Source organism: Kibdelosporangium phytohabitans (assembly GCF_001302585.1).
Taxonomy (GTDB): domain Bacteria; phylum Actinomycetota; class Actinomycetes; order Mycobacteriales; family Pseudonocardiaceae; genus Kibdelosporangium; species Kibdelosporangium phytohabitans.
The window spans coordinates 1,749,958-1,775,880 of the sequence record NZ_CP012752.1 but is presented as its reverse complement, the minus strand read 5'-3'; the positions used below and the strand labels follow the sequence as shown (position 1 = coordinate 1,775,880).

Here is a 25,923-nt window from a genome sequence, read left to right as displayed (position 1 = left end):
CCTGCTCAGCGGCCTGCACCCGCGGATCGAGCGCGAACTGGGCCCCGACGTCGCGACCGCGATCTTCGTCGGGAACCCGGCCCGCGCGTTCGCCGCGAACCGGGAAGACCCGCGCGTCAGAACTGACCGCAGTTCCCCGTGGCGGGCTTGCCCGCGAACCGGTCGCCCAACCAGTTCGCGGCGTTGCCCTGAGCCGCGGTCATACCGAGCACGTGGGCGAACACGGGACTCGAGAACAGGTCAGCGAACTTGACATTCGCCCCCTTGCCGCACCAGTCCTTGCCCAGTTGCTTGCCGATCGCGTACGGGATGACGTCGTCGCCCTGCGCGTGCTCGACGAGCACGGGCGCGGACGGTTTGAGGTCGCCGATCCGGTTGGCCGCGACGATCGCGTCGAACGGCGCCTCGGCGAGGTAGGCGGCGACCGGCCTGCCGTCCTTCGTCAGCTGGGTGGTGTTGCGGAACATGTACTTCAGGACGGCATCCATCGTGCAGGTACCGCGTGCCTCCTGGAACAGCTGTTTGCCGGCGTCGTTGGCCAGGTCCAGGATCTTGGCCTCGGGGTAGGCCTCGTTCAGCCCGATGAGCGCGTACCCGAGGAAACCGACGTACATCCCGCCGTCGAGCGACTTGGCCAGGACCGCCTTGTCAGCGGGGGCAGCGCCGACATAGGCGCCCTTGATGTCGAGCTCGGGGGCGTACTGCGGCGCCAGTTCCACCGCGGAGGCAGAAGCACCGCCGCCCTCGGAATACCCGGCGATGCCCACCGGAGCCTTGGGCGAGAGTCCGGTGCCCGGCAGCCGCTGAGCGGCTCGCACCACATCCAGCACGGCGTGCGCTTCGGCCGCACGCACCACGTACGTGTGCTCGCCGGGCGTGCCCAGCCCCTGGTAGTCGGTCTGCGCGACCGCGAATCCCTTGCTCAGCAAGGCATTCACAAAGGAGTTCTGAAAACCGGAGACGATGTCGCCGCCCTCCCCGGCCATGGTCTTCGACGGCGCACACTGGTCACCCAAGCCTGCGGTGAACGGCGCGTAGGCAACGATCGGCCGATCCCCGGCCCCACCCCAGACCTTGGTGGGCACGAGAACAGTGCCGGTCACCGCGATCGCCTTGTTGCCGGCGTCCCGGCTCAGGTACATGACCCGCACCGACTTGGCATTGGCGTAGGTGGACGGCAACGTCTTGATGACGTCACCGTTGCCGCCGCCGGGAAGCGGCGACGGCGGATCGTAGAAACCCGGGTCGGCACTCGCCGGAGCAACACCGACGGTGACGGCCGAGAGCAGCACGGCAGGCAACGACGAAACCAGGAACCGGAAGAAAATGCGCATGAGCAAGCTCCCCGATGAGTAGAATTCCGGTCGACAACGAAATCCGGTCCCGACACCAGGATTCGCGGACTCATCGTTGCCACGGCATCACACGAAGTCAATGCCGAACCGAAAAAATATCATCGGCACACATATTCAGGTGGCGCCGTTGTCACAAGGTGATGGCCACCTTGCCGGCCAGCCCGCCCTGCTCGAATCGCCGGTGCGCGGCCTGGACGTCCTGCACCCCGTAACTCGAGTCAATCCTCGGCCGCACGGCGCCCCGATCCACGTAACTCACCAGTTTCCGCAGGTCAGTACCGCTTTCATGAACCTGGTTGACCGTGGTCCGGACGTTGCGGGCGGACAGGTCCGGAACTGGCCCGGCCTGAGTGGCGATCGAGGCATACCGTCCTTCGTCGACAACCGCGTCCGTGACAAATGCTCCGAAGGTGTCGAATACCGCGTCGTACGCCTTGAGCTCAGCCCGGTCAGTGGTGACCAGCTCCGCGCCGTTGTTCCTGGCGAATTCAATGTGCGCCGCACTGGAGACCAGAGCGTCCACCTTCACGCCTTTCGCATGAGCGATCTGCAATGCCACGCCGCCCACGGCACCCGCTGCCCCAGTGATGAGCAACCGCTCACCCTCCGCGACCGCCAGCCATTCCAAGGTCTGCAGCGCCGTCAACCCCACCAGCGGCAACGTGCCTGCTTCAACCAGGCTGATCGATCGCGGCGCAGGGGCAATCGCACTGTGCGGCAGCGCCACCACGTCTGCCCACGTTCCGCGCCCGGTCGCCAGTTGGTGGGACATGGCGATGACTCGCGCCCCTACCTCCAGGCCGCTGTCCCCGGGCTCGATGACCACCCCGGCAAGATCCCAGCCCAGCGTCGCCGGAAGCTCACCCGTCCCCGCGAACACCCCGTCGCGCGTCTTCACATCCACCGGGTTGACGCTGCTCCCCACAACCCGGAGCAACACCTCACCTGCACCCGCAACGGCCTCATCAACCTCGTCGACGCCCAGCACCGACGCCCCACCGAAGCTCTTCACTCGAACTGCACGCACGTCTTCCCCCAGCCTCAGGCTCTTTCCCCCGCCCAACTCCACCCGCCACCCACCCCATTCCCCCTGTGTCCAAGATCGCTTCTGACCCCAAGGGCACCAAGACCCGGACAACCAGACTGGCCCTCACAACAGGCAACACCCCAGGAGCACCTCCGGCGCCACCCACGGGCAGATACAACGCTCACAGGTCGTCCTCCGGCGCCCGATCGCCCACGAGGCCGCCTCCGGCGCCCGATCGCTCACCGGGGCGCCTCCGGCGCCCCGCGTTGGTCCAAGCGCACCGCACCCAGCGCTGGTTCAGAAGGAACTCGCACCGTGGGGGGCTTGGGGGGCTCGGCCCCCAGAAATAAGACGAGACCGGCCCCAGCGAAGGTTGCGAGGCAACCGAGCAGGGGCCGGCCGAAGGTCGAGTGGAGGTGCCGGGAATCGAACCCGGGTCCTCTGTCGCCTCACCAAGGCTTCTCCGTGCGCAGTTCACTGTGTCTCTGCTTGGCCCCACCGGTCTCGTGAACTAGTCCGGTGTGACGGGCCCAGTCGCTGTTTGGTTCCCTACCGCGCTCCGCGACCGAGCGCGGCGGTGAGCCTTCTAGATGATGCCGGCGACCGGGCCGAAGGCACTCCCGGGCCGACAAGGAAACTACGCTTTTACTTAGGCAGCAAGAGCGTAGTTCGCCTGACTGGTTTCAGTCTTGGCGCTTATTTTTTTGCGGCGACGCTTGAGGTGGTCTCTCGCCTGCACCTGCACGCTTCCCTTGAATCAACGTCCAGAGTCGAAACCGTTCACCCCCTGGTTGTGGTGTGTACCCGCCAAGCATAACGTGAGCGGGCCGGTGGTTCATTCCGGTTATCCGCCGGGGGTGGGGCTGGCCCTACCCTGGGGATGGCAGCTTGCTCCATCGCCTCGCTGACCTGGGCTTGGGATGCTTGTGCCATGAACACTCAGGTGGAGCAGGTTGATGGGCGTCAACATCAGCCGGGTGCTGTCGGGGCGAACGTCTACCTGTTCATCAGCTTCGTCATGACTGTTGCCTGGTTTCCGCTGGTGATGGCGTTGCTCTCGGCGTCGTTCGGCACGCTGGTCGTGTGGGTCGGGTTTCCGCTTCTGATCCTCACCATGATGCTGATCAGGGGTTATGCCCGGGTCGAGCGCCGGCTGGTGTACGCCTCGCTCGGCTGCTACGTCCCTGATCCGTATCGGCCGGTGCCGTCGGGGCTGGTCGGGGTGTTCAAGGGGCGGTTCACCGATCCCGCCACGTGGCGGGATCTGCTCTACCTCGTGCTGTTGCTGCCGGTGTCCGTCGTGTCGTTCGTGTGGATGGTCGCGTTCTGGTCGGTCGGGCTGGGGTTCGCGACGCTGCCGATCTGGTACCGGTGGGTCGACGGCGGGGTCATGCTGTTCGGGGACGTGCGTGGCGCCTCGTACTTGGTGAATTCGTTCGATGACACGCTCATCCCCGCCGTGGTCGGGGTGCTGCTCCTGTGCCTTGCCCTGGTGACGACGAAGTGGGTCGGGCAGGTGCGTGGCAGGTTGGCGCGTGCGCTGCTGGGGCCGAGCAAGGCGATGTTGCTCGCCGCCGAGGCCGCTCACTTGCAGGCGAGCCGGGCTCGTGGGGTGGATGCCGCGGAGGCTGAGCGGCGTCGGATCGAACGTGACCTGCATGACGGCGCGCAGCAGCGGCTTGTCGCGGTCGCGATGGGCCTGGGCCGGGCCAAGAGCAAGATGGAACGCGATCCGGAGGCGGCCAAGGCGTTGATCGAGGAGGCGCACGCGGACGCCAAACAGGCGGTCGCGGAGCTGCGTGACCTCGCGCGTGGCATCTACCCCGCCGTGTTGGGCGACCGCGGGCTGGACGCGGCGTTGTCGTCGCTCGCCGCGAAGTCGCCTGTGCCGGTGGATGTGCAGGTGGAGGACGGTTTGTCGTCGGGCAACCGGCCGCCTGCGGCTGTCGAGAGCACGGCGTACTTCACGGTGGCCGAGTCGTTGACGAACGTGGCGAAGTACGCCGACGCGAGTCAGGCGGCTGTCCGCGTGTTCCGGGAGGGCGCCAAGGTCGTCGTCGAGATCACGGACAACGGCGTCGGTGGCGCCGCCACTCAACGCGGGGGTGGCCTGGCGGGCCTCGCCGACCGGGCTGCCACCATTGACGGCGTGCTGACCGTGGTGAGCCCCATTGGCGGGCCGACAGTGATCCGGGCGGACCTGCCGTGCGAGTGGTGATCGCGGAGGACTCCGTTCTGCTGCGCGCCGGAATCGAACGACTGCTCGCCGACGAGGGCATCGAGACCGTCGCCGCCGTCGAGGACGGCGAGCGGCTGCTCGAGGTCCTCGACGAGCACCGGCCGGATCTGGCCATTGTGGACGTCCGGATGCCGCCGACGTTCACCGACGAAGGACTGCGGGCCGTGTTGCGGGCCCGTGAACGCATGCCTGACCTGCCGGTGCTGGTGCTCTCGCAGTACGTCGAGGAGCGCTACGCGGTCGAACTGATCTCGTCCGGCGCCGGCGGCGTCGGCTACCTGCTCAAGGAGCGGGTGGCCGACGTCGCCGAGTTCGTCGACGCGGTCAACCGGGTCGCTCGCGGCGGTACGGCCATTGACCAGGAGGTGATCTCGCAGCTCATGGCACGTGGCAGACGCAATCCGATCGACGCGCTGACACCTCGCGAACGCGAGGTCCTCGGGCTGATGGCACAGGGCATGTCCAACGCCGCCATCGCGAAGTCGCTGACCGTCTCGGACGGCGCGGTGGAGAAGCACGTCGGCAACATCTTCGCCAAGCTCGGCCTCGAGCCGAGCCAGGAGGAGCACCGCAGGGTGCGCGCCGTGCTGGCGTACCTCGAACGCAGGTAGGTAGTTGACTCCCCTGTCAGGGTAGGGAAAACCCCCTTTCCCGCTTGGGAGCAGACACCAGTGATTCTCCTTGATCAATTCGCGAAGCTCTTAGCAGCCAAGCGAAACGGGGGGCACACGGTGTCCAAGCGAGATCCATTCCTCGATGTGGTCAGGGTTCTGGCCATTCTCCTTGTGGTCTTCCAGCACTGGCTGGTGCCGGTGCTCGGCTGGAACGGCACCGAGCTGACCACGGGGAACGCTTACGCCACACCGGGTTGGTGGGCACTGACCTGGGTCGGCCAGGTGATGCCGTTGGTGTTCTTCGCCGGGGGTGCGGCGAACCTGTTGTCGCTGCGGTCGCACCGCGGCCGGGGCGGTTCGGTCCGGGACTGGCTCTCGAGCCGGGTGCACCGCCTCGCGGTCCCGATGCTCCCGCTGATCGGTGTGTGGCTGCTGCTCCCGCACCTGCTCACCGTGCTGGACGTGCCGCTGCAGCCGTTGAACATCGGCAGCGCGGTGGTCGGCCAGCTGCTGTGGTTCATGGCCGTGTACCTCGCCGCGATCCTCGTCACGCCGTGGCTGGTCCAGGCTGAGGAGCGGTACGGGCTGCGCGTGTTCGCGGCGCTGGCCGGTGCGGCGGTGCTCGTCGACGTGCTCCGTTTCAGCGGTGTCCCGATGGCCGGGTTCCTCAACGCGGTGTTCGTCTGGCTCGCGGTGCACCAGCTCGGTTTCCACTACGCCAAGAACCCGCCGTCGATGCGGGCGGCCGGGGCGATGGCCGCGGCGGGCTTCGGCCTGACCGCGTTGATGGTCGCGTTCGGACCGTATCCGCTGAGCATGATCGGCATGCCGGGTGCGCCCGTGTCGAACGCGGGCCCGCCGACCGCGTGCCTGATCACGCTGGGCATCGGTCAGATCGGTCTCGTCCTGCTGGCCCGGCCGCTGATCCGCTCGCTGGTCGCCCGTCCGGCTGCCGCGACTGTGCTGACCTGGGTCGGCGCCCGGTCGATGAGCCTGTACCTGTGGCACATGTCCGCCATGGTCGCGGTGGCCGGTGTGTGGACGATCGGCCTCGGCTACAGCACGCCCGCCCCCGGCAGTGTCCTCTGGTTCGCGGTCCTGCCGCTGTGGATCGGTTCGTGTGCCGCGGTGCTGTACGGCCTGCTGCGGGCCTTCGGCCGGTTCGAGGCCAGCGCGCCGGGGCCGCTCACGCTCCAGCCGCCCACGTTGCAGGTCATGCTCGGTACCGCGGTGATCGCCGCTGGCACGCTGGGGATCGCGGCGACCGGGTTCGCGCCCGGCGACGGCGTGGTGCCCGCCGGTGCGGCGGTGTGGAGCGCGATCGTCCTGAGTGGACTGCTCGCTGTGCGCTACCGGCTACCGTCGGTCAGCGTCGTCCGCAACGCCTAGAAGCCCAGCAGCTTGGCTGGGGTGTCGTGCAGCACGGCCCTGAGGAACTCGGGGCCGAGCCGCTCGTCCCGGGCGGCCCACTCGGCGATCACTTCGATCTGGTGGGCGTACTCGTACGGGATGTTCGGGAAGTCGGTACCGAGCACGACCCGGTCCGGATGGCGGGCCAGCAGGGCTGGGAAGTGCTCCGGCACCGGCGCGCCGAAGTCGACCCCGACCATCGTGGTGTCGACGTACACGTTCCGGTACCGGCTGACCAGGTCGAACGCCACGTCGAAGTCCGGCATCCCGGCGTGTGCGAGGACGATCGCGAGGTTCGGGTGGCGGCGCAGCACCTCGTCGAAGATGTCCAGCCCGGTGAACGCGCCACGGAGGGGACCGTGTCCACAGTGCACGACCACGGGCACGCCCGCTTCGGCGAGCATCCCCCACGCACCGTCCAGTTCGGACGTCCTCGGGTCGTAGCCACCGATCTGGACGTGCGCTTTCACGCACCGCGCGCCCGCGTCCAGCGCCTCGGCCAGGTACGTGCCGACTCCGGGCTCGGGAAAGAACGTCGCGGCGAGCACAGCGTCCGCGTTGCGGCCGGCGAAGTCACGGGTCCACTCGTTGAGCCACTCCGCCATCCCCGGCCGGTGCGGGTACGCCAGGGGCGCGTACCGGATCACGCCGAACGACCGCAGCAGCCGGACGCGTTCCTCCTCGTCGAACCGGTACTGGACCGGCCAGTCGAGGCCGTAGTTCACGCGTGCGTTGTCGAAGTACGCCCACACCTTGCGCAGGACGGCGTCCGGCATGAAGTGGACGTGGATGTCGACGATGCCGGGCAGGCCGAGTCCGGTCACGAACGACCGGACGTCGGAGTCCCTCACCAGCCGCCACCGCGCTTGCGCGCCCGGCCGACGGCTTTGACCATCTCGCGTTCGGCGGTCCGCTTGGCCAGCGTCTGCCGCTTGTCGTAGGCCCGTTTACCCCTGGCCAGCGCCAGTTCGACCTTGACCTTGCCGTCCTTGAAGTACATCGACAACGGGACCAGGCTGAGACCGCTCTCCTTGGTCTTGCCGATCAGCTTCAGGATCTCGCCTTTGTGCAGCAGCAGCTTGCGCCGCCGCCGGGGCTCGTGGTTGGTCCACGTGCCCATCTCGTACTCGGCGATGTGCAGCCCACGCAGCCACACCTCGCCGTCGTCGACCGTGCCGAACGCGTCGACCAGTGAGGCACGGCCGATCCGCAGGCTCTTGACCTCGGTACCGACCAACACGATCCCGCACTCGTAGGTGTCCAGGATCTCGTAGTCGTGCCGCGCCTTCCGGTTCGACGCGATCACCTTCTGACCACGTTCTTTCGCCATGACTATGAACTCTACGACACCGCGCGAACGGTTAAGTTCGCACGTAGAGCCGCAGCGTGACGTAGCCGGTGACCGCCGAGATCAGGATCGCCACGGCCACCAGGATTGGCGCGACCGGCCAGAAGATGTCCAGCAGCTGGATCTTCGGGATGATGTTGGCCGCGATCGGTTCGGCGAGCACGTTGTCGACGAAGACTCCCTTGATCCCGATCAGGCCGGCGACCGCGAGCACCGCACCGACAAGGCCGGCGACCACCGCCTCCAGGAGGAACGGCAGCTGCGTGTACCACCGCGTCGCGCCCACCAGGCGCATGATGCCGACTTCCGTCCGCCTCGTGAACGCCGAGACCTGGATCGTGTTGGAGATCAGCAGCAGCGCGGCGATCGCCTGGATGGCGGCGACCACCCACGTGGCGTTGCGGACGCCGTTGAGCACGCCGAAGAACCGCTCGAGGAAGACGCCCTGGTCCTCGACCCGGTCGATCCCGGGTTTGTTGCTGTAGGTCTGCACGATCACGTTCGCGCGGTCGGGGTTCTTGAGCTTCAGGTGGAAGATCGCGGGCAGCGACTCCTTGCGGGTCAGCTCGAGCAGCTCCGGCTGGCCGGAGAAGACCCGCTGGAACCGGTCGAACGCCGCGTCCTGGTTCTCGAAGGTGGACAGCTCGACGTTGGCGTCCTGCTCGAGAGCGGATTTGATGCCCGCACACGGCTGCGCTGTGCAGCCCTTGTCCGTGCCGCTGATGTCCTTGTTCAGGTACACGTTCACTTCGACCTCGTCGCCGAAGTTGTCGCGCATGTGATCGATCATCCGCACCACCAGCAGACCGCCCCCCAGCAGTCCCAGTGAGATGGCGGTGGTCAGGATCATCGCGACGGTCATCGTGACGTTGCGCCGAAGCCCGGTCAGTACCTCGGACAACACGAAACTGAAACGCATCGGTGCGGGTTTCCTCGCAGGTCGGGGGATCTAGGGAACGGCTTAGCGGCCCACGCCGTACACGCCTCGGGCGTCGTCCCGGATGACCCTGCCGAACGCGAGCTCGACGACTCTGCGGCGCATCGAGTCCACGATGGAGTGGTCGTGGGTGGCCATCAGCACGGTTGTGCCGGTGCGGTTGATCCGCTCCAGCAGCAGCATGATGTCCTGGCTGGTGTCGGGGTCCAGGTTTCCGGTCGGTTCGTCGGCCAGCAGCATCAACGGCCGGTTGACGAACGCGCGCGCGATCGCCACACGCTGCTGCTCACCGCCGGACAGCTCGTTGGGCATGCGGTTGGCCTTGCCGTCGAGACCGACCAGCTCAAGCACCTCGGGCACGACCTTCTTGATGGTGTGCGACGGCTTGCCGATCACCTCGAGCGCGAACGCGACGTTCTCCGCGACGGTCTTGTTGACCAGGAGCCGGAAGTCCTGGAACACGCAGCCGATGGACTGGCGCAGCCGGGGTATCCGGCGGCGCGACATCCGGGTGATGTCGAAGTTGTTGACGTAGAGCTTGCCCTTGCTGGGCACTTCCTCGCGCAGCAGCAAGCGCAGGAAGGTGGACTTTCCCGAGCCGGACGGGCCGATCAGGAAGACGAACTCCCCCTTGTCCATGTCCACCGTGACGTCGTCCAGCGCGGGGCGCGTCGACGTCTTGTAGTTCTTGGAAACATGTTCAAGCCGGATCACGGTCGCGCAGTCTACCCACGACCGTTATCCGCCTGTTGCCTTGGTGGGGTCCAACACGCTCAGTTAGTACGCCGCCACCGGATTCCGGCCTCCAGGAAGCCGTCGATGTCGCCGTCGAGAACAGCGGAGGGGTTGCCCACTTCGAACTCGGTGCGCAGGTCCTTGACCATCTGGTACGGGTGCAGGACGTACGAGCGCATCTGGTTTCCCCAGCTGGAGCCGCCGTCGCCCTTGAGCTCGTCCATCTTGGCCTGCTCCTCCTGGCGCTGGCGCTCGAGCAGCTTGGCCTGCAGGACGGCCATCGCGGAGGCCTTGTTCTGCAGCTGCGACCGCTCGTTCTGGCAGGAGACGACGATTCCGGTCGGTATGTGTGTGATGCGTACCGCGGAGTCGGTCGTGTTCACGCCCTGGCCGCCGGGGCCGGACGAGCGGTAGACGTCGATGCGCAGTTCCTTCTCGTCGATGTCGACGTGGTCGGACTGCTCGACCACCGGCACGACCTCGACACCGGCGAAGGAGGTCTGCCTGCGGCCCTGGTTGTCGAACGGCGAGATCCGGACCAGCCGGTGGGTGCCTTGTTCGACGGAGAGCGTGCCGTACGCGAAGGGCGCGGCGACCTTGAACGTGGCCGACTTGATGCCTGCTTCTTCGGCGTAGGAGGTGTCGTAGACCTCGGCCTGGTAGCCGTGCCGCTCCGCCCAGCGCAGGTACATCCGCATGAGCATCTCGGCGAAGTCCGCCGCGTCGACGCCGCCGGCTTCGGAACGGATCGTGACCAGGGCGTCACGCTCGTCGTATTCGCCGGACAGCAGCGTGCGGACCTCGAGCGAGGAGATGTCGGAGCGCAGCTTCTCCCGCTCCGTGTCCGCCTCGGCGAGGCTGCCGTCGTCGCCCTCGTCCTCAGCCAGCTCGTAGAGCACCGGGAGGTCGTCGAGGCGCTGACGCAGCTCGGACACCCGGCGGAGCTCTCCCTGCTTGTGGGAGAGCTGGCTGGTCACCTGCTGCCCCTTCTCCGGGTCGTCCCAGAGGTCGGGGCGCGCGGCCTGCTGCTCCAGCTCGGTCACCTGGGCGCGCAGCGAATCGAGATCCGTCACCGCCTCGATGCTCTTCAACGTGGCGGAGAGTTCGTTCAGGTCTGCTGCGACGTCCGGGTTCACGGCCAAGAAGGTTACGTCAGACCGCGTGCCGGTGCGTTGCCGGTCGGCCATTTGGCGCCGACCGGCTTGCTTCGTTCAGTCTTTCGGGACCGCGTCGAGCAGTTTCAGCGCCGCCCTGGCACGGGCCACCGCGAACTCGCCGATCGCCTTCGCGTAGGTGTCGTCAGTGTTCTTGACCGAGTTGCGGGCCTCCTCCAGCTCGGCGTTGTACGCCTGCCGGGCGGAGTCGACGAGCGCGGTGCGCTGCTTGGCGGTCAGGTTGCTGGCGTGCACGAGGCGCAGGATCAGCGGGCTGCGCAGGTGGTCTGGACCAGGCTCCGAGGCAAGCCAGGTCTTGAAGGCCTTCTTGCCTGCTGCCGTGATCAGGTACTGCTGGCTGGAGCGCGGGCCTTGCTTGCCAAGGCGGACAAGGCCGGCGTCGGCCAGCGCGGGGAGCTCGCGGTAGACCTGGCTGCGCGTGACGCTGAAGAACGCGCCAAAGCGCTCACGGGCCACCGCGACCAGCTGGCCACCCGTCTTCGGGCCGTCATGGAGCAAGCCGAGCAGAGCCGCGGCTGTTGCGTTCAATTCAGACACGTAACCACCGTGCCATGAATTTCGCTCGCTGTCCACAATGGGCAGGGCATCTGTCCACAATGGCTTCACCGTCACCCGGATGTCGCAAGTACACCCGATTGGCTCAGTAGCCTTTCCGCTGCACCCACTCCGACCAGGCACGAAGCCATTCGTCCTGTCCCGTCATCAGCTCCGCGTGCCAGCGCCGCAACGAATCATCGTGCTGTGAAGAACTTCTTTCCTGATGCGCGAACGGGTCCGGCGTCCAGGTGCGCTGGGACGCCCACACGGTCCGCCAGGTCTCCTGCGCGGGCCTGGAGAGCAGTTCGAGGCGCATCCCCGTCCAGTACAAGAGAGTCTCGGTGATCGCGGCGTCACGGAGTCGCTTGTTGGCGAACCAGCTCGCCTTCTCCTGCAAACGGCCCAACTGGTTCACCAGAATGGTCACTGCCTCGTTCGCGTCCTGTCTGGACTGATCGGCCAGGTGCATCTGCGCCCGTACGGCCGCTTCCCAGAGTTCGCCGTGCTTGCGGGCGTTGGCGCGCAGCCGGGGCGGCCGCCCTTGGCGTGCCGCGGCTTCCAGTTGCCGACTGCGCGTGAGAGTCGCTTCGATGAGCGAACGATGGGCTGTGGCCACGTCAAACGGCCGGTCGATGATCGGCATCGTCGGCGGGTTGGTGCGCAGATCCCGCAGATATTCCCTACGCCCGCGAAGGAACGACTCGATGTTCGCGACGGCCACCAGGTGCGTCGTGGCCAGCTCCCACTCCCTGGCGACCACGATCACGTCGGAATCCCGATGCCAGCAACGGGCGGCCCACATCTTGCGCCTGGTGCGCAGCAGCGAAGCGGGCCGCGGCGTTCCGTTCACGACGATGTGCGCGGGGACCGGATCACCGTCGACGGGACCGTCGTCACCCATGCTGTCCAGCAGGTTTTCCAAGAAGTAACGGAGATCCGGCGGCCCGGACCGCGTCCGCAGCCAGCGTGCGGTGTGCACCTGGACGAGCGGTCCGCTCGGTCGCATCAGGTCGCCGTAGGCGAGTCCGATGCTTTCCACGACGCCGTCATTGACCTCGGCCTCGCCGACCAGGCGGGGCTGCGGCGCGGGTTCGGTCATCCCGAGCAACGGCAACGAGCTTGCCCGGACCAGGCGCTCATACTCAGCCTCCTGCCGGGAAAACAAGGCCTCCATCTCCGGTGAGGGTGGCACGAGCTCCATGTGCTCAGTGTGCCAGCTCAGCCACTCGCCGAACACAGTCGGCGCGCCGGTCGGCCCGTGTTCGACGTTCAACGGTCGACCGGACAACATCAAGTAGCGCAGCGCGTTCGCTCGATTACCGCACGTGTCAGCCCTGCCAACTCCACAGTGGACACCCAGAACGGCCATCCGAACCCGGTATACCAATGCCTTAACCGACAACGGTTTCCACTCAGTACACCCGGAAACCCCTGTACCCCAACCAACCCCGGAACCTGACGAAGTCCGTATGAGATAGACCCACAGTCGCATCGAGACCTACCCCGGATGCCACACCCAAACCCCCCGTCCACCCACCCCCCGACTCACCCCAATGGACGCACCCCCACCAGTCACAGTGGATCAGCCACCCTCCACCTACCCTCCACTACAAACACCCCACTGTGAAAAAACGGCAAAAACCCCCCCCACCCCCAGCGGTAGCCAAAGAAGGCCAAGGGGGGTTGGTAAGAACAAAAGTGCCCAGCGCTGAAAAGCAAGGAACAAGCACCGTGGGGGCTTGGGGGCTCGGCCCCCAAAATAGAACGAAGCGGAGTGCGGAAGGTGCCAAAAGCACCGACCACACTCCGCCCATCCGCGTAGCGGGGACAGGATTTGAACCTGCGACCTCTGGGTTATGAGCCCAGCGAGCTACCGAGCTGCTCCACCCCGCGTCGTTGTAAGTAGAACTCTACATGGTGTTGTCGAGGGGTTTTCAGGGGGGTCGGTGTCTGAAAACGTTGGCTACTCGTCATTGCGGACAACCGCAGGTCAGACCCACTATGGAGGTATGTCGAAGCTCGTGCTGATCCCCTTGTTCGACGGGGTGCAGAGCCTGGATGTGACCGGACCGCTCGAGGTCTTCACGGGCGCGGCGAGGTACGCGGGGAGGAATGTCTACGAGGTGCGCACCGCCTCGGCTGGGGGTGCTGTGATCCGCTGTTCGAGCGGCCTGCGGATCACACCCGACTTGGACTTGGCGGACGCCCCGGTGCCGCACACGTTGATCGTCCCCGGCGGCTACGGGACGCTGGACGGCCAGCCCGAGTTGGTGGACTGGGTGCGCGGGAACGCGATGGGGGCGGAGCGGATCGTGTCCGTCTGCAGCGGCGCGTTCTTGCTGGCTGAGGCTGGCCTGTTGGCGGGCAGGCGTGTGACGACGCACTGGTCGGCGTGTGAGCTGTTGGCGAAGCAGTACCCGGACGTCGAGGTGGATCCGGAGCCGATTTTCGTGCGGGACGGGAAGATCGCCACGTCGGCGGGCGTGACCAGCGGAATCGACTTGGCGCTTGCCTTGGTCGAGGAGGACCTGGGCAGGGAGTGCGCCTTGGTCATCGCGAGACATCTCGTGATGTATCTGAGAAGGCCGGGCAACCAGACCCAGTTCAGCGCTCCGCTGACCGTGCAGGCGGCGGAGCGTCAGCCGCTGAGGGATGTCCAGCAGTGGATTGTGGAGCACCCGGGCGCGAAGTTGTCGGTGGATGCTCTGGCGGAGCGCGCGAATCTCTCACCTCGCCAGTTCGCGAGGGTTTTCACGGCGGAAACCGGCATGACCCCGGGCAAGTACGTGGACCGGGTCCGCCTGGAAGCAGCCCGCCGCCTCCTGGAAGACACATCAGCGGGCATAACCCGAGTAGCCCGTGACTGCGGCTACGGAACCCCGGAAACAATGCGCCGCGCCTTCATCCGAACCCTAGGCGTCTCCCCCGCCGAATACCGCCGCCGCTTCTAGCCCCCAGCCACCCCACCGCCGCCTCAAGAAGGCACCCATGGCCATAGCGCAGCCAGGACCAACATCGGGGCCAGGTAACGCTCAGGGGCGCCTCCGGCGCCCCTTCCCGGGCTGGTGAAAGCCCAACGCCCCCAGCGCTGGAAGAAAAGAAGCAAGCACCGTGGGGGGCATGGGGGGCTCGGCCCCCCAAACAAAGCGAAGCGGAGTGCGGAAGGTGCCAAAGCACCGACCACACTCCGCCTATCCGCGTAGCGGGGACAGGATTTGAACCTGCGACCTCTGGGTTATGAGCCCAGCGAGCTACCGAGCTGCTCCACCCCGCGTTGGTTGCTTTTAGCTTACTGGGGTGTTGCGGGGTTGGGCAAATCGGGTGGCTCTTAGGTGTCCGCCGTCACTCTGTCAGCCTCCGCCGGGGGGTGTCGGCGATGACGGTGGGTTGCTTGTTTGCGGCGGTGGTTGTTGGGTGCTCGCGGCTTTGGCTTGGTCGTACTTCTTTGTCGCCGCGTCGAGTTCTTCGATTGCCTTGCCGATTTCGGCGAGGCCTCCGCCTTGTTGTGCTGTCTTGAGTTTCGCCAGTGCCGTGGTGATGTCGTTGATCGCCGCGTTCAGCTCCGGGCTGGCTCCGCCGGTGTTCGGGGGTGCCGGGGTGTTGCTGGACGTCGGCGGTGTCGACGCCGGTGGCTTCGTCGGGTCGGTTGTCTGGCCCGGTTGGGTTGTGGAGGATCCGCTGCCCGGCCCGAAGACTTGGTCGAGCGCGTCGGACAGCGTCGCCGCGAATCCGACCCTGTTCTTGTACGCGACGAGGACGCGTGCCAGCTGCGGGAACGCGTTGACGTCCTTCTGCTGCAGGTAGATCGGTTCGACGTAGATCAGTCCGCCGCCGACGGGCAGGGTCAGCAGGTTTCCGTACCGCACGTCGACGCCGGTGTTCTGGAACAGGGTTCGTTCCTGGGTGAACTTGTCCGTGGTCCGCATCTGGTTCTGGACCTGGTTGGGACCTGGTGTCGGGTTGCCCTGCGTCGGTAGTCGCAGCACCTTGAACTGGCCGTAGTCCTCGGGTTCGGACGACACCGAGACCCACGCGGCCAGGAACTGCTGCCGCAACGCGGTGAGCGCGCTGGTCACCTGGAACGTCGGTTTGCCCTGACCTGGTGCTTGGGCGAGCACGTAGTACGGCGGCTGCTTGGCCGCCGCACCGCTGTCGCTGCCTTCCTTGGTCGGGTCGGAGGGCACGTCCCAGAAGCTCAGCTGGGAGAAGTAGTCCTGCGGCGTGGTCACGTGGTAGCGCGCCAACAGGTCGCGCTGGACCTTGAACAGGTCCTCCGGGTAGCGGAAGTGCTGCTTCAGCGACTTGGGCACGTCCTTGGCCGGCTTCACCGTGCCGGGGAAGACACCGGACCACGCCTTGAGCACGGGGTCGCTTTCGTCGATGCCGTACAGCGTCACCGAGCCGTCGTACGCGTCGACCGTGGCTTTCACCGAGTTGCGGATGTAGCCGATCTTCTTGTCCTGCTGGCGCGGGACTCCGGCGAGGGAGTCGGTGGTGACCTGGCCCAGCGAGGTGGACTGCGAGTACGGGTAGTTGTCCAGCGTGGTGTACCCGTCCACGATCCACTGGATGCGACCGTCGATCACCGCGGGGTACGGGTCCGTGTCGACCGTCAGCCACGGCGCGGCCTTCTTGACCCGCTCGCGCGGGTCGCGGTTGTACATGATCTTCGAGCCTTCACCGATGCCGGTGTTGAACAGGATGTTGCGCTCGCCCTCGTAGGCGGCGAACACCAGCCGGTTGAACAGGCCGTCGATCGGGACGCCGCCCTTGCCCTTGTACAGGTACTTGGACTCGCCCACCGGGTCGTACTCGCCGGGCGCCTCGCCCGCCTTGCCGCCGACGATGGCGTACGTCGTCGCCAGTTCGCCGTAGTAGATCCGCGGTTCGGTGACCGGGATGTCCATCTTCTCTTTTTTGTCCAGCGCGTTCAGGTCGCTGACCGTGAACTGCGGGTATCCGCCCTGCTGGCTGGCGTTGGCGCCGGTCGCGCCGACCGGGCTGGGCGCGCGGTCGATCGTGTTCGCGGGCGCGGCCACGAAGCCGTTGCCGTGCGTGTAGACCATGTGCCGGTTGATCCACGAGTTCTGCTGCTCGGTCAGCCCGGACGTCTTGATCTCGCGGACCGCGACGACGTAGTCCTGCACCTTGCCGTTGACCTCGTAGCGGTCGACGTCGAGTTTGTCGGGGAAGCCGTAGAAGTTGGCCCTGGCTTCCCGCTGGGTGAACGTCGGCGCCAGGATGCCCGGGTCGAGCAGCCGGACGTTCGGGATGGTGCCCTTGTCGTTGCGGATCTCCGCCGACGACGGTTCGGCCGCGCCCGTCTTCGGGTAGTCCTCGATCTTGACCTTGTCGTCGGTCAACCCGAAGGCCTCCTTGGTGGCCACCAGGTTGCGTTCGATCGACTTGGCTTCCTTCTCGTTGGCGTTCGGCTTGACCGAGAACTGGTCGAGCACGGCGGGCCACGCGACGCCGACCAGCAGGCCGGACAGCACCAGCAGGACCAGCGCGATCGCGGGCAGCTGCAGGTTGCGCAGGAACGCGCCGACGAAGAAGGCGATGGCGCAGAAGATCGCGATCGACATCAGGATCAGCTTGGCCGGCATCACCGCGTTGAGGTCGGTGTACGTCGCGCCGGTGAAGGTGTCGTTGCGGCTGGAGTACAGCAGCTCGTACCGGTCGAAGAAGTAGTCGACCGCGTAGACCAGCACGAACAGGCCCGCCACGGTGGACAGGTGCACCCGCGCGGGGCCGGAGAGCTGTCCGCCGCGCCCGGCCAGCCGGATGCCGCCGAAGATGTAGTGCGTGATCACCGCGCCGATGAAGGCGACGACGAGCGCGACGTAGAACCAGCTGATCAGCCACTCGTAGAACGGCAGCTTGAAGGCGTAGAAGCCGATGTCGATGCCGAACTCGGGGTCGACCTTGCCGAACGGGACCGCGTTGAACAGCAGTTGCACGCGCTGCCAGTCACCCTGCGCCGCCCAGCCCGCGACGATCCCGGTGACGACCGGCAGGCCGATGCCGAACAGCCGGACCCGCTGCACGATCGTCGAGCGGTATCTGGCGAGCGGGTCCTCCGCGCCGGACACCGGCACGAACACCGGCCGGGTCCGGTAGGCGATGGTCAGGCTGACCGCCAGCAGGCCGCCGACGAACACACCGACGGCGAAGAAGAGCCCGATCCTGGTGAGCAGTTCGGTGGTGAACACCGACTGGAAGCCGACCTCACCGAACCACAGCCAGTCGACGTACGTGTCGATGAGCCGGGCGCCGACGATGAGCAGTACGACGATCACCGCCGCGATGGTCAGCAGGATGCGGCTGCGGCGAGACAGCTTCGGCAAGCCGATCGAGGGCCGAGAGGCCACTGGACACGCTCCTGAATAGCGATCTTGAGTCTGGCAGACAGCGGTGCACTGAAAACAGCTGTCCTAGATGTCCAACTCTACGGACGGAGTTCCGGTTCCCGTCACCGGCTGCGGGAATGCGACGATGACCGCCGTGTCGAGCACTTCAGACGGCCTGCCCGCGCTGGCGGAAGAGGTCGAGCAGTTCGTGGCCGCGGCGGGCTGGGACCAGCCTCCGCAGCTGTTCGCCCTGGTCCCGACCGCCGAGCTGCTGCGGATGCAACCCGAGTTGGCCGGTCAGCTCGACGGGGGATCGGCGCTGACCCCGATCGCGCAGGATTCGTTGCCAGATGGTGACCTGGGCGCCGCGCTCGCCGGCATCATGTGGCCGGAGGCGGTCAGGGGATGCGCGTTGGTCCAGGAGGTCGTGGTGCTCCCGCCCGAGGCGGAGGCCGAGATGGCCGCGTCGGGTGAGGACGAGGACAGGCTGCGGCAGCTGGCCGCCGACCACCCGGAGCGCCAGGAGGCGCGCCTGGTCGCCGCGGTGCTGCGGGATGGCGGCGAGGCGTGCGTCATGCGCCTGCGCGACCACGACGACCTGCTGAAAGGCGCCGACCTGGCGCCGAACCTGACCGCCGCCCTGCACGCCACCTTCGCCTGAGCCTCGTCAGCAGCTGGGGACGGGCCTGCCCGCCTTGCGGTCCTCGAGCGCCTTGACGGCGCCGTCGAGGGTCTCGACCTTGATCAGCTGGAGGCCCGCAGGCGGGTCGGCCTTGGCCTCCGCGCAGTTCGCGGCGGGCACGAGGAACGTCTTCGCGCCGTCCTCGGCGGCCGCGACCAGCTTGAACCCGATTCCACCGATCGGGCCGACGTTGCCCTTGACGTCGATCTCGCCGGTGCCCGCGATGGGCTGGCCGCCGGCGAGGTCGTCGCGGGTGAGCCGGTCGACGATGGCCAGCGAGAAGATCAGCCCGGCGGACGGGCCGCCGACGTCCTGCAGGTGGATCGTGGTCTTGAACGGCACGTCGGGCCGGTCGATGCCCTTGATGCCCATGAAGCCCTGCACCCGGTCGTCTGGCGCCTTGCCGAGGGTGACCGAGACGCTCTTGTCCTGGCCGCCCCGCTGTAGCGCGATCTGGATCGCCTGGCCGGGCCGGGTGTTCTCGATCGCGGTGACCACGTCGTCCTGCTGGCCGATCGCCCTGCCGTTGACCGTCAGCAGCCGGTCGCCCGGTTCGATGATCTTGTCGGCGGGTGCGCCCGACGTGACCTCGGCGACCACGACCTTCATCGGCTTCTTCAGGTGCCGCATGGCCGCTGTCTCGGCGTCGCTCTGCGAATCCTGAAACATCTTCACATTTTGTTGCTGGACATCCTCTTCGGTCTGTCCCGGCTTGATGTACTCCTCGCGCGGCGCGAGCGCGTACCGGCCGCTCACCCACAGGCCGAACGCGCTGAACAGCGTGACCTCGCGCTTCAGCGACACCGTCGTCATCCGCAGCTGACCGGTCGTCGGGAACGTCTCGGCCCCGTCGACCTGAACGATCTGGGTCTTGTCGACCGCGCCGAGCGTGTCGTAGGTCGGGCCGGGCCCGAGTGCGACGAACGGCACCGGAACGAAGGCCCCGACCAGCCCGACCGTGATCACGATCAGGAAGCTCAGCAGCACCGTCCAGCCGCGCCGGGAGATCTGCCAGCGCTCGTCCCGCGTCCGCCCGGCCTCGGCCGAGCCGGTCTCAGGGGTCGCCTCTTTGCTGGGAGTACTCACGAGGCAACAGCCTACGACTACGTGACCCCGCGTACCGTGGAGGCATGAACGAGGTCCCTTTCGGCTTCAACTTGCCGGAGCCCGATGACAAAGGCAAGAAGGATCCGACCGGCAAACAGCCGGGCGGCGGGCAGGAGAACCCGTTCGACGCGTTCAGCCAGCTGGGGCAGATGCTCAGCCAGCTCGGCCAGATGCTCAGCCAGGCGGGCACGTCGGCCGGCCCGGTCAACTACGACCTGGCCAAACAGATCGCGATGCAGCGACTCGCCGAGACCGAGCCCGCCGGCGCCGAGTCGCCGGAGGCGGTAGCCGACGCGGCCCGGCTGGCGGAGCTGTGGCTGGACGCCGCGACGATCCTGCCCGCAGGCGCGACGTCGACCAAGTCGTGGACTGCCAAGGACTGGGTGGAGAAGACCCTGCCGACGTGGCAGCGGCTGTGCGACCCGGTCGCGAGGCGGATGTCAGGCGCATGGGTCGAGGCGCTGCCCGCGGAGGCCAAAGAGGCCGCCGGTCCGCTGCTGTCGATGGTCGGCCAGATGGGCGGTATGGCGTTCGGCTCGCAGCTGGGCAACGCACTGGCCCAGCTCGGCGCGGAGGTGCTGACCTCGACCGACATCGGCCTGCCGCTCGGCCCGGAGGCGACCGGCGCGCTGCTGCCCGCGAACATCTCGAAGTTCAGCGAAGGCCTCGAGCGGCCCGCCAGCGAGGTCCTCGTGTTCCTCGCGGCACGCGAAGCCGCACACCAGCGCCTGTTCGCGCACATCCCGTGGCTGCGGCAGCGCCTGCTGGCCACGGTCGAGGAGTTCGCCAGCGGCATCACCGTGGACACCTCCGCCCTCGAGCAGCTCGCCACCCAGGTCGACCCGGCCAACCCGCAGTCGATCGAGCAGGCCATGCAGTCCGGCGTGCTCGAGCCGCAGACCACGCCGGAGCAGAAGGCCGCGCTGGCCCGGTTGGAGACCCTGCTCGCCCTGGTCGAAGGCTGGGTGGACGTGGTGGTCGCCGACGCCGTCGGCGACAGGCTGCCCGGCGCCGACGCCCTGCGCGAGACGCTGCGCAGGCGGCGCGCTTCCGGCGGTCCCGCCGAGCAGACGTTCGCCACGCTGGTCGGCCTTGAGCTGCGCCCGCGCAAGCTGCGGGCCGCCGCGGCGCTGTGGCGGCTGGTCGGCGACAGGCACGGCATCGAGAAGCGCGACGGCGTCTGGGCGCACCCGGACCTCGTGCCCACGGCCGCCGACCTCGACGAGCCGCTCGACTTCGCCGACCGCGTCGGTGCAACGTCGGACATGGACCCGATCGCCGAGCTGGAGCGGACCCAGCGCGAGGAGAAGGACGACAAGGACTCATGAGCACGACCGGAGGCCATCCCCGCCAAGCGGTGATGGCCTCCGGCTCGTCCGGGCTTCAGTCCTCGATCATCGGCCCGGATCCCGCCGCGGCGGCGAGACCCTCGAGATACCCGATGGCCCGCTCCGTCTTGGGATAACGCTGCACCAGCCCCCAGAACTCATTGTCGTGCCCCGGCACGAGCAAGTGCGCCAGTTCGTGCACCAGCACGTAGTCCAGGACCCATGACGGCACCTCCCTCAGCCGCTCGCTGACCCGGATCGTCCGGTCGACGGGCGTGCAGGATGCCCAACGCGTCCGCATTGGCGGCACCCAACGAACACTCAGTGGTACGGCTTCGCCGTTCAGATGTCGCGACGAAAGCTCCGCGCACCTGGCGAGCAGCGCGCTGTCCGACGTCCGCGCCGGGGAGCGGCGACGGGACTCGCTGCGCAGCAGGCGACGTTGCATTTCAGCGACCCAATGCACTTCTTCTCTCTTGGTCATCCGCGCAGGCAGCAGGACGATCAGAGCATCGCCCTCCCGGTACGCGGTGACTGTCCGACTACGCCGCTTGCTGCGACGCACTTCGACGACTGGTTCGGCCACGCGACAACGGTACGACCAACCACCGACAATTTGGGACCTGCCATGAGGGTGACCTTCTACCCACAGCCCCCTGTGGACAAAGGTTTGTGTCACGCTGGATCCCTTGCCAGCCTTGGGGTATGTCACATGGTGGAAGGTCACTGCCACGCCGGCCGAAGGTGCTCACGGGCCTGCCGGTGCTGCGCCGCGGTGACGACGAAATCCAGCTGGGCCTCGATCCCCGGCACGGGGTCGTGATCGGCGGAGTAACCAGAACGGTTGCGGAGAGTATCCGGAATCTGGACGGCAGGACGAGAACGAGACAGCTTCTGGACAATGCGCCGCCGGACGACCGGCCCGCGTTGTCCGGTCTGCTGCGGGAGCTGCACGGGCTCGGCCTGGTCGAGGACGTCACCGGTACCGGCGTCCCCGGCCGCCTCGCCGCCGACGCGGCGACGTGGTCGCTGCGGACGGGGAACCAGCCGGGCCAACTGGCCGCCAAGCGGTCCGCTTCGTCCGTGCTCGTGCACGGGTCCGGCCGGATCGGCACCGCCATGGCGCAACTACTCGTGACCATGGGTGTCGGCGCGGTCCGGATCGACGCGGACGGCTTCGTCGAGCCCGAGGACACGGGCTGCGGATACCGCGACGAGGACATCGGCAAGCCGCGCTTCGAGGTGGCCAGGGCACTGTTGCCGCAGGTCCAGCCGGGTAGTCCGGACCTGGTCGTGCTGACCGACGCCGCGGTGCCCGCGCCGGAGCTGGTGACGCGGTTGCTGGCCGACGGCGTACCCCACCTGAACGTGCGGGTTCGCGAGGGGACCGGGATCATCGGGCCGTTCGTCGTACCCGGGCGCAGCAGCTGCCTCGGCTGCGCGGACCTGCATCGAGCGGATCTCGACCAGGACTGGCCGTCGGTCGCGGCACAGTTGGTCGGTCAGCGGCAACACGCTGACCTGGTCTGCGCGCACGCGACGGCCGCGCTCGGCGCCGAGCAAGCCATGCGTGCGCTCGAATGGCTGTCCTCAGGGGGTGGACGACCACCTGTATGGAACACCACGATCGAACTGGATCCGTTCCATGGCAAGTTGGAACAGCGGCCTTGGCCGCCACACTCGCACTGCGGGTGTGGCGCTCGATAGTGAATGGCTGCGAGACAGGCGTTCTACAGGGGAGAATCACCTAGTGAACGAGATGCCGCGCAAGACCGTCGCCCGAACGGCACGGCTCGCCAGCCTCCCGTTGGGAGTCGCCAGCCGAGTGGTCGGTGGCTGGGGGAAACGGCTCGCCGGGCAGGACGCCGCCGAGGTGAACGCCCAGATGTCGGCGAAGACCGCCGAACAGCTGTTCTCAGTGTTGGGGCAGCTCAAAGGCGGTGCCATGAAGTTCGGCCAGGCGCTGTCGGTGTTCGAGGCGGCGGTGCCGGACGAGCTGGCGGCGCCCTATCGGGAGGCGCTCACCAAGCTGCAGACGGCCGCGCCGCCGATGAGCACAGCCTCGGCGCACCGCATGATCGCCGAGCAACTGGGCCGCTCGTGGCGGTCGAGATTCGCGGAATTCGACGACACCCCCGCGGCGTCGGCGAGCATCGGACAGGTGCATCGCGGCATTTGGCACGACGGGCGGCCGGTCGCGGTGAAAATCCAGTATCCGGGCGCCGACGAGGCATTGATGTCTGATTTGAGGCAATTGTCGCGCTTTAGCCGGTTGTTCCAAGCGCTGGTGCCCGGGACCGAGATCAAGCCGCTGCTCGCGGAGCTGACCGAGCGGATGACCGAGGAGCTCGACTACCGCCAGGAGGCCGCCAACCAGCGCGCGGTCGCCGCGGCGTACGACGGCGACGAGCACTTCCTCGTCCCCAAAGTGGTCGCCAGCGCGCCGAAGGTCCTGGTCAGCGAATGGGTGGCGGGCACACCGCTCGCCAAGATCATCCGCGAGGGTACGCAGGAGCAGCGTGACGAGGCCGGGTACCTGCTGGCCGAGTTCCACTACTCGGCGCCCGCGCGTGCCGGGATGCTGCACGCCGACCCGCACCCGGGCAACTTCATGCTCGCCGACGACGGCCGGATGTGCGTGATCGACTTCGGCGGGGTGGCCAAGCTGCCGGACGGCCTGCCCGCGCCGCTGGGCAAGCTGATGCGGTTCGCCATGGCGGACGACTCGGAAAACCTGTTCCAGACGCTGCGCGAGGAAGGTTTCGTGCGCCCGGGGACCCGGGTGCCGGCCGAGCACGTGCACGCCTACCTGGCGCCGTTCGTCGAGCCGTTGCTGACCGAGCGGTTCCGGTTCACCAGGAAGTGGATGCAGGCGCAGGCCGAGCGGGTCGGCGACCTCGGCGGGCAGGACTTCCGCACCGGCCGCTCGCTCAACCTGCCGCCCCAGTACCTGATGATCCACCGCGTACTGGCCGGGTCGACCGGGATCCTCTGCCAGCTCGACGCGGAACTGCCTGCCCGCGAGATCGTCGAGCGCTGGCAGCCAGGATTCAAGGCCTGACCAGGGAAAAACCAGAACGAACCCGCCACAGCCAACCCGAAGTTGTCCACAGGAAAACCAACCAGGCTTCCCCGGCAAAGCCCGATTCCGCAAGATCGAACCATGCCGACAAGCACCGAAGCAGTAGTCCGACGCAGCACACTGATGGCCGCGGGCCACTCGAACTACTCGGTGGCGGTCCGATGCCGCCCCGACGGCCCGTGGCAGCAACTCCTGCCGGGAGTGCTGCTGTTGAAAAGCGGTCCGCCGACCAGACGACAACGGCTGAAAGCCGCGGTCCTCTACGCCGGGCCGGAAGCGCAGATCACCGGCGTCGAATCGCTGCGTGCCCACGGCCTGCACGCATTCGACACGAACGACCTGCACCTGCTCATCCCCAGCACCCGCCGATTGTCCTCCCGCGATTACGTGCGCGTGGAACGAACGTCCCGAATGCCGCGAGCCCGCAACATCAGAGGTCTCAGCTTCGCGCCGCCGTATCGAGCGGCGGTGGACGCGGCCCGCAATCTGCGCGACCCGACAGAACAGCGAGCCCTGCTTTACGCGCCGATGGACGCGGGGCTGTGCACAATCGACCAGATCCGCGCCGAGATCGACGCGGGAGCCCAGCGCGGAACAGCGACATTGCGCGCGATGCTCGACGAAGCCATGCCCCCGCCATTGGTGAACACGGTCCCGCAAGGCTGGGCCAAACGCGTGATCAGCGAGGCCCCGATCCCCCGCCCGGAATGGCACGTCCCGATTCACACCGAGGCAGGCGAAGCAGTGGGCGTCGCCGACGCCTGGTGGGACGCCGTCGGTCTGGCCTGGGATTTCGGCAACCAACGCGACAACTGCGCCCGCCAGCGCCATGAAGCATTCAGCCGAGCAGGCGTCGTCGTCGTACGAACAGACGTCTCAGAGCTGCGCGGAAACACCGATGGGGTCATCCTGGCCCTCGCCCGCGGCTACTACAACGCAGCCAACCGCCCCCGCCCAACCGTGCACGTCACCGCATGACAGAAACACACGCCCCACCCCATCCACTATGGACAACCCAACCCCTGCGCCGCTCCACCCCGACGCTCACCGCGCACCGACGGCCGGCCATGTCCAAGGCAACCCGAGCCGGAGATTTCCCGCGAGCACGTGTCGATCCAGCGCGACCGCGTTCGTATAGAGGACTAGAGGATGCGCAACCCAACCCAGGAGGTCCAGCCATGAAGCAGTACCTGCTCAGCATCTACCAGCCCGACGGTGACCCGCCCCCACCCGAGATCCTCGAGCCGATCATGAAAAACCTCGACGAACTGAACAAGGAGATCAGGCAAGCAGACGCCTGGGTCTTCTCCGCCGGACTGCACTCACCAGCAACAGCGACAGTGCTGCACCCCAAGGACGGTGACGTACTGGTCACCGACGGCCCCTACATCGAAGGCAAGGAGCACATCGGTGGCTTCACAGTGATCCAGGCACCAGACCTGGATGCCGCCCTGCACTGGGGCCGCAGGTTCACCGAAGTGATCGGCCTCCCCATCGAAGTCCGCCCCATGCACTGGGGACACTGCTAGCCCCCGTCACCCAAACCACCCACCGCCCCACACCCAACTCCCCCACCAGTCCCTACACCCAACTTCCCACCCACCGATCCCCACACCCACCGGTCCCCACACCTAACTTCCCCACTCACTCACACAGGACTAACCGCCCCTCCCACTTCCCCATCTCCCCGCCCCGGTCCCCCATCCACGTCCGCTCCAGACGACACAGCGCCCACCACCCAGCGCGAGCCTTCCAACCACCCCCGCCCACACACAAACCCACCCACCCACCGCGCGTCCCCGCCACCCACCTCTGGAGTTGACCCCGCGCGCCACAGGCCTCTACTCCCCAACCACGCACAAGTCCCAACGCCAACGCGCAAGTCCCAACGCGCACCCATCACACTGCACCCACCGCGTAGCGCAGGCACTTTCACCACGCCGAATCCGCACCCCTCTGGAACTCGCAGAATCGGCAGCACCGACAGTCGGTACCTA

Annotated in this window: 22 protein-coding genes, 2 tRNA genes and 1 other RNA gene; 10 read left to right on the top strand and 15 right to left on the bottom strand. The window is 67.2% G+C overall.

The window, feature by feature from the left end:
* Positions 1-116: 116 nt before the first annotated feature.
* The 3 genes from AOZ06_RS08175 to ssrA all read right to left on the bottom strand — a co-directional run bounded on the left by AOZ06_RS08175 (position 117) and on the right by ssrA (position 3,170).
* The gene (locus tag AOZ06_RS08175) at positions 117-1,334 is read right to left on the bottom strand and encodes a lipase family protein (RefSeq protein WP_054288877.1); all 1,218 of its coding nucleotides are present in this window, start codon (positions 1,332-1,334) and stop codon (positions 117-119) included.
* A gap of 151 nt (positions 1,335-1,485) precedes the next feature.
* Positions 1,486-2,367, bottom strand: a complete 882-nt coding sequence (locus AOZ06_RS08170) for an NADP-dependent oxidoreductase (RefSeq protein WP_218921949.1) — start codon at positions 2,365-2,367, stop codon at positions 1,486-1,488.
* A 423-nt stretch (positions 2,368-2,790) separates the two neighbouring features.
* Positions 2,791-3,170: a transfer-messenger RNA gene (gene ssrA, locus AOZ06_RS53010) on the bottom strand.
* A 143-nt stretch (positions 3,171-3,313) separates the two neighbouring features.
* Here ssrA and AOZ06_RS53580 point away from each other — a divergent pair.
* The 3 genes from AOZ06_RS53580 (at position 3,314) to AOZ06_RS08155 (ending at position 6,624) form a co-directional block, all read left to right on the top strand.
* The gene (locus AOZ06_RS53580; protein ID WP_083471566.1) at positions 3,314-4,600 is read left to right on the top strand and encodes a sensor histidine kinase; all 1,287 of its coding nucleotides are present in this window, start codon (positions 3,314-3,316) and stop codon (positions 4,598-4,600) included.
* Positions 4,588-5,232, top strand: a complete 645-nt coding sequence (locus AOZ06_RS08160; RefSeq protein ID WP_054288876.1) for a response regulator transcription factor — start codon at positions 4,588-4,590, stop codon at positions 5,230-5,232. The genes AOZ06_RS53580 and AOZ06_RS08160 overlap by 13 nt, the downstream gene beginning before the upstream one ends.
* Before the next feature lie 120 nt (positions 5,233-5,352).
* A complete protein-coding gene (locus AOZ06_RS08155; protein ID WP_054288875.1) occupies positions 5,353-6,624 on the top strand; it encodes an acyltransferase family protein in 1,272 nt (423 codons plus the stop codon).
* On the opposite strand, the gene AOZ06_RS08150 is transcribed toward AOZ06_RS08155, so the two are convergent.
* The 8 genes from AOZ06_RS08150 to AOZ06_RS08115 all read right to left on the bottom strand — a co-directional run bounded on the left by AOZ06_RS08150 (position 6,621) and on the right by AOZ06_RS08115 (position 13,270).
* Positions 6,621-7,496: an amidohydrolase family protein gene (locus tag AOZ06_RS08150; protein WP_236952129.1), complete on the bottom strand. Its 876-nt coding sequence runs from the start codon at positions 7,494-7,496 to the stop codon at positions 6,621-6,623. The genes AOZ06_RS08155 and AOZ06_RS08150 overlap by 4 nt on opposite strands.
* The gene (gene smpB, locus AOZ06_RS08145) at positions 7,493-7,975 is read right to left on the bottom strand and encodes an SsrA-binding protein SmpB (protein WP_054288873.1); all 483 of its coding nucleotides are present in this window, start codon (positions 7,973-7,975) and stop codon (positions 7,493-7,495) included. Before smpB ends, AOZ06_RS08150 begins: the two co-directional genes overlap by 4 nt.
* Before the next feature lie 31 nt (positions 7,976-8,006).
* Positions 8,007-8,912 (bottom strand): permease-like cell division protein FtsX, encoded by a 906-nt coding sequence (ftsX, locus tag AOZ06_RS08140; RefSeq protein WP_054288872.1) that lies wholly within the window; start codon positions 8,910-8,912, stop codon positions 8,007-8,009.
* A 42-nt stretch (positions 8,913-8,954) separates the two neighbouring features.
* Positions 8,955-9,644 carry a cell division ATP-binding protein FtsE gene (gene ftsE / locus AOZ06_RS08135; RefSeq protein ID WP_054288871.1) on the bottom strand — a complete coding sequence of 230 codons (690 nt, stop codon included), beginning with the start codon at positions 9,642-9,644 and terminating at the stop codon, positions 8,955-8,957.
* Between the two features lie 59 nt (positions 9,645-9,703).
* A complete protein-coding gene (prfB, locus tag AOZ06_RS08130; RefSeq protein WP_179950813.1) occupies positions 9,704-10,801 on the bottom strand; it encodes a peptide chain release factor 2 in 1,098 nt (365 codons plus the stop codon).
* Positions 10,802-10,876: 75 nt separating this feature from the next.
* Complete coding sequence (locus AOZ06_RS08125; RefSeq protein WP_042194088.1) at positions 10,877-11,377, bottom strand: PadR family transcriptional regulator; 501 nt, start codon at positions 11,375-11,377, stop codon at positions 10,877-10,879.
* 103 nt (positions 11,378-11,480) lie between these two features.
* A complete protein-coding gene (locus AOZ06_RS08120; protein ID WP_054288870.1) occupies positions 11,481-12,650 on the bottom strand; it encodes a hypothetical protein in 1,170 nt (389 codons plus the stop codon).
* A gap of 546 nt (positions 12,651-13,196) precedes the next feature.
* Positions 13,197-13,270: transfer RNA gene (locus tag AOZ06_RS08115), tRNA-Met, on the bottom strand.
* 116 nt (positions 13,271-13,386) lie between these two features.
* On the opposite strand from AOZ06_RS08115, the gene AOZ06_RS08110 reads away from it, so the two are divergent.
* Positions 13,387-14,328, top strand: a complete 942-nt coding sequence (locus AOZ06_RS08110) for a GlxA family transcriptional regulator (protein WP_054288869.1) — start codon at positions 13,387-13,389, stop codon at positions 14,326-14,328.
* A 249-nt stretch (positions 14,329-14,577) separates the two neighbouring features.
* Here the strand turns inward: AOZ06_RS08110 and AOZ06_RS08105 are convergent.
* Positions 14,578-14,651 (bottom strand) — tRNA-Met (locus AOZ06_RS08105).
* Positions 14,652-14,727: 76 nt separating this feature from the next.
* Positions 14,728-17,748, bottom strand: coding sequence for a UPF0182 family protein (locus AOZ06_RS08100; protein ID WP_054288868.1), 3,021 nt, complete (start codon positions 17,746-17,748; stop codon positions 14,728-14,730).
* A gap of 124 nt (positions 17,749-17,872) precedes the next feature.
* On the opposite strand from AOZ06_RS08100, the gene AOZ06_RS08095 reads away from it, so the two are divergent.
* Entirely contained in the window at positions 17,873-18,388 is a 516-nt protein-coding gene (locus tag AOZ06_RS08095; protein WP_054288867.1) for a PPA1309 family protein, read from the top strand.
* A gap of 6 nt (positions 18,389-18,394) precedes the next feature.
* Here AOZ06_RS08095 and AOZ06_RS08090 read toward each other — a convergent pair whose 3' ends face one another.
* Positions 18,395-19,495: a YlbL family protein gene (locus AOZ06_RS08090; protein WP_063809988.1), complete on the bottom strand. Its 1,101-nt coding sequence runs from the start codon at positions 19,493-19,495 to the stop codon at positions 18,395-18,397.
* A gap of 44 nt (positions 19,496-19,539) precedes the next feature.
* On the opposite strand from AOZ06_RS08090, the gene AOZ06_RS08085 reads away from it, so the two are divergent.
* Positions 19,540-20,844, top strand: coding sequence for a zinc-dependent metalloprotease (locus AOZ06_RS08085; protein ID WP_054288866.1), 1,305 nt, complete (start codon positions 19,540-19,542; stop codon positions 20,842-20,844).
* A 55-nt stretch (positions 20,845-20,899) separates the two neighbouring features.
* Here the strand turns inward: AOZ06_RS08085 and AOZ06_RS08080 are convergent, their stop codons facing one another.
* Positions 20,900-21,430, bottom strand: coding sequence for a M48 metallopeptidase family protein (locus AOZ06_RS08080; protein WP_157232906.1), 531 nt, complete (start codon positions 21,428-21,430; stop codon positions 20,900-20,902).
* 119 nt (positions 21,431-21,549) lie between these two features.
* Between AOZ06_RS08080 and AOZ06_RS08075 the strand changes: the two genes are divergently transcribed.
* From AOZ06_RS08075 to AOZ06_RS08060, 4 genes are all read left to right on the top strand, one after another.
* The gene (locus AOZ06_RS08075; protein ID WP_054288865.1) at positions 21,550-22,551 is read left to right on the top strand and encodes a ThiF family adenylyltransferase; all 1,002 of its coding nucleotides are present in this window, start codon (positions 21,550-21,552) and stop codon (positions 22,549-22,551) included.
* Positions 22,552-22,603: 52 nt separating this feature from the next.
* The gene (locus AOZ06_RS08070) at positions 22,604-23,905 is read left to right on the top strand and encodes an ABC1 kinase family protein (protein ID WP_054296490.1); all 1,302 of its coding nucleotides are present in this window, start codon (positions 22,604-22,606) and stop codon (positions 23,903-23,905) included.
* Positions 23,906-24,007: 102 nt separating this feature from the next.
* The gene (locus tag AOZ06_RS08065) at positions 24,008-24,904 is read left to right on the top strand and encodes a hypothetical protein (protein WP_063809987.1); all 897 of its coding nucleotides are present in this window, start codon (positions 24,008-24,010) and stop codon (positions 24,902-24,904) included.
* Positions 24,905-25,104: 200 nt separating this feature from the next.
* Positions 25,105-25,455 (top strand): YciI family protein, encoded by a 351-nt coding sequence (locus AOZ06_RS08060; protein ID WP_054288863.1) that lies wholly within the window; start codon positions 25,105-25,107, stop codon positions 25,453-25,455.
* Positions 25,456-25,923: the final 468 nt, after the last annotated feature.

Coding starts and splice junctions, on each gene's coding strand:
- AOZ06_RS08065 (WP_063809987.1), top strand. CDS start 24,008: ATGCCGACAAGCACCGAAGCAGTAGTCCGACGCAGCACACTGATGGCC.
- AOZ06_RS08070 (WP_054296490.1), top strand. CDS start 22,604: ATGCCGCGCAAGACCGTCGCCCGAACGGCACGGCTCGCCAGCCTCCCG.
- smpB (WP_054288873.1), bottom strand. CDS start 7,975: ATGGCGAAAGAACGTGGTCAGAAGGTGATCGCGTCGAACCGGAAGGCG.
- AOZ06_RS53580 (WP_083471566.1), top strand. CDS start 3,314: ATGAACACTCAGGTGGAGCAGGTTGATGGGCGTCAACATCAGCCGGGT.
- AOZ06_RS08075 (WP_054288865.1), top strand. CDS start 21,550: ATGTCACATGGTGGAAGGTCACTGCCACGCCGGCCGAAGGTGCTCACG.
- AOZ06_RS08095 (WP_054288867.1), top strand. CDS start 17,873: ATGACCGCCGTGTCGAGCACTTCAGACGGCCTGCCCGCGCTGGCGGAA.
- ftsX (WP_054288872.1), bottom strand. CDS start 8,912: ATGCGTTTCAGTTTCGTGTTGTCCGAGGTACTGACCGGGCTTCGGCGC.
- AOZ06_RS08085 (WP_054288866.1), top strand. CDS start 19,540: ATGAACGAGGTCCCTTTCGGCTTCAACTTGCCGGAGCCCGATGACAAA.
- AOZ06_RS08175 (WP_054288877.1), bottom strand. CDS start 1,334: ATGCGCATTTTCTTCCGGTTCCTGGTTTCGTCGTTGCCTGCCGTGCTG.
- AOZ06_RS08060 (WP_054288863.1), top strand. CDS start 25,105: ATGAAGCAGTACCTGCTCAGCATCTACCAGCCCGACGGTGACCCGCCC.
- AOZ06_RS08110 (WP_054288869.1), top strand. CDS start 13,387: ATGTCGAAGCTCGTGCTGATCCCCTTGTTCGACGGGGTGCAGAGCCTG.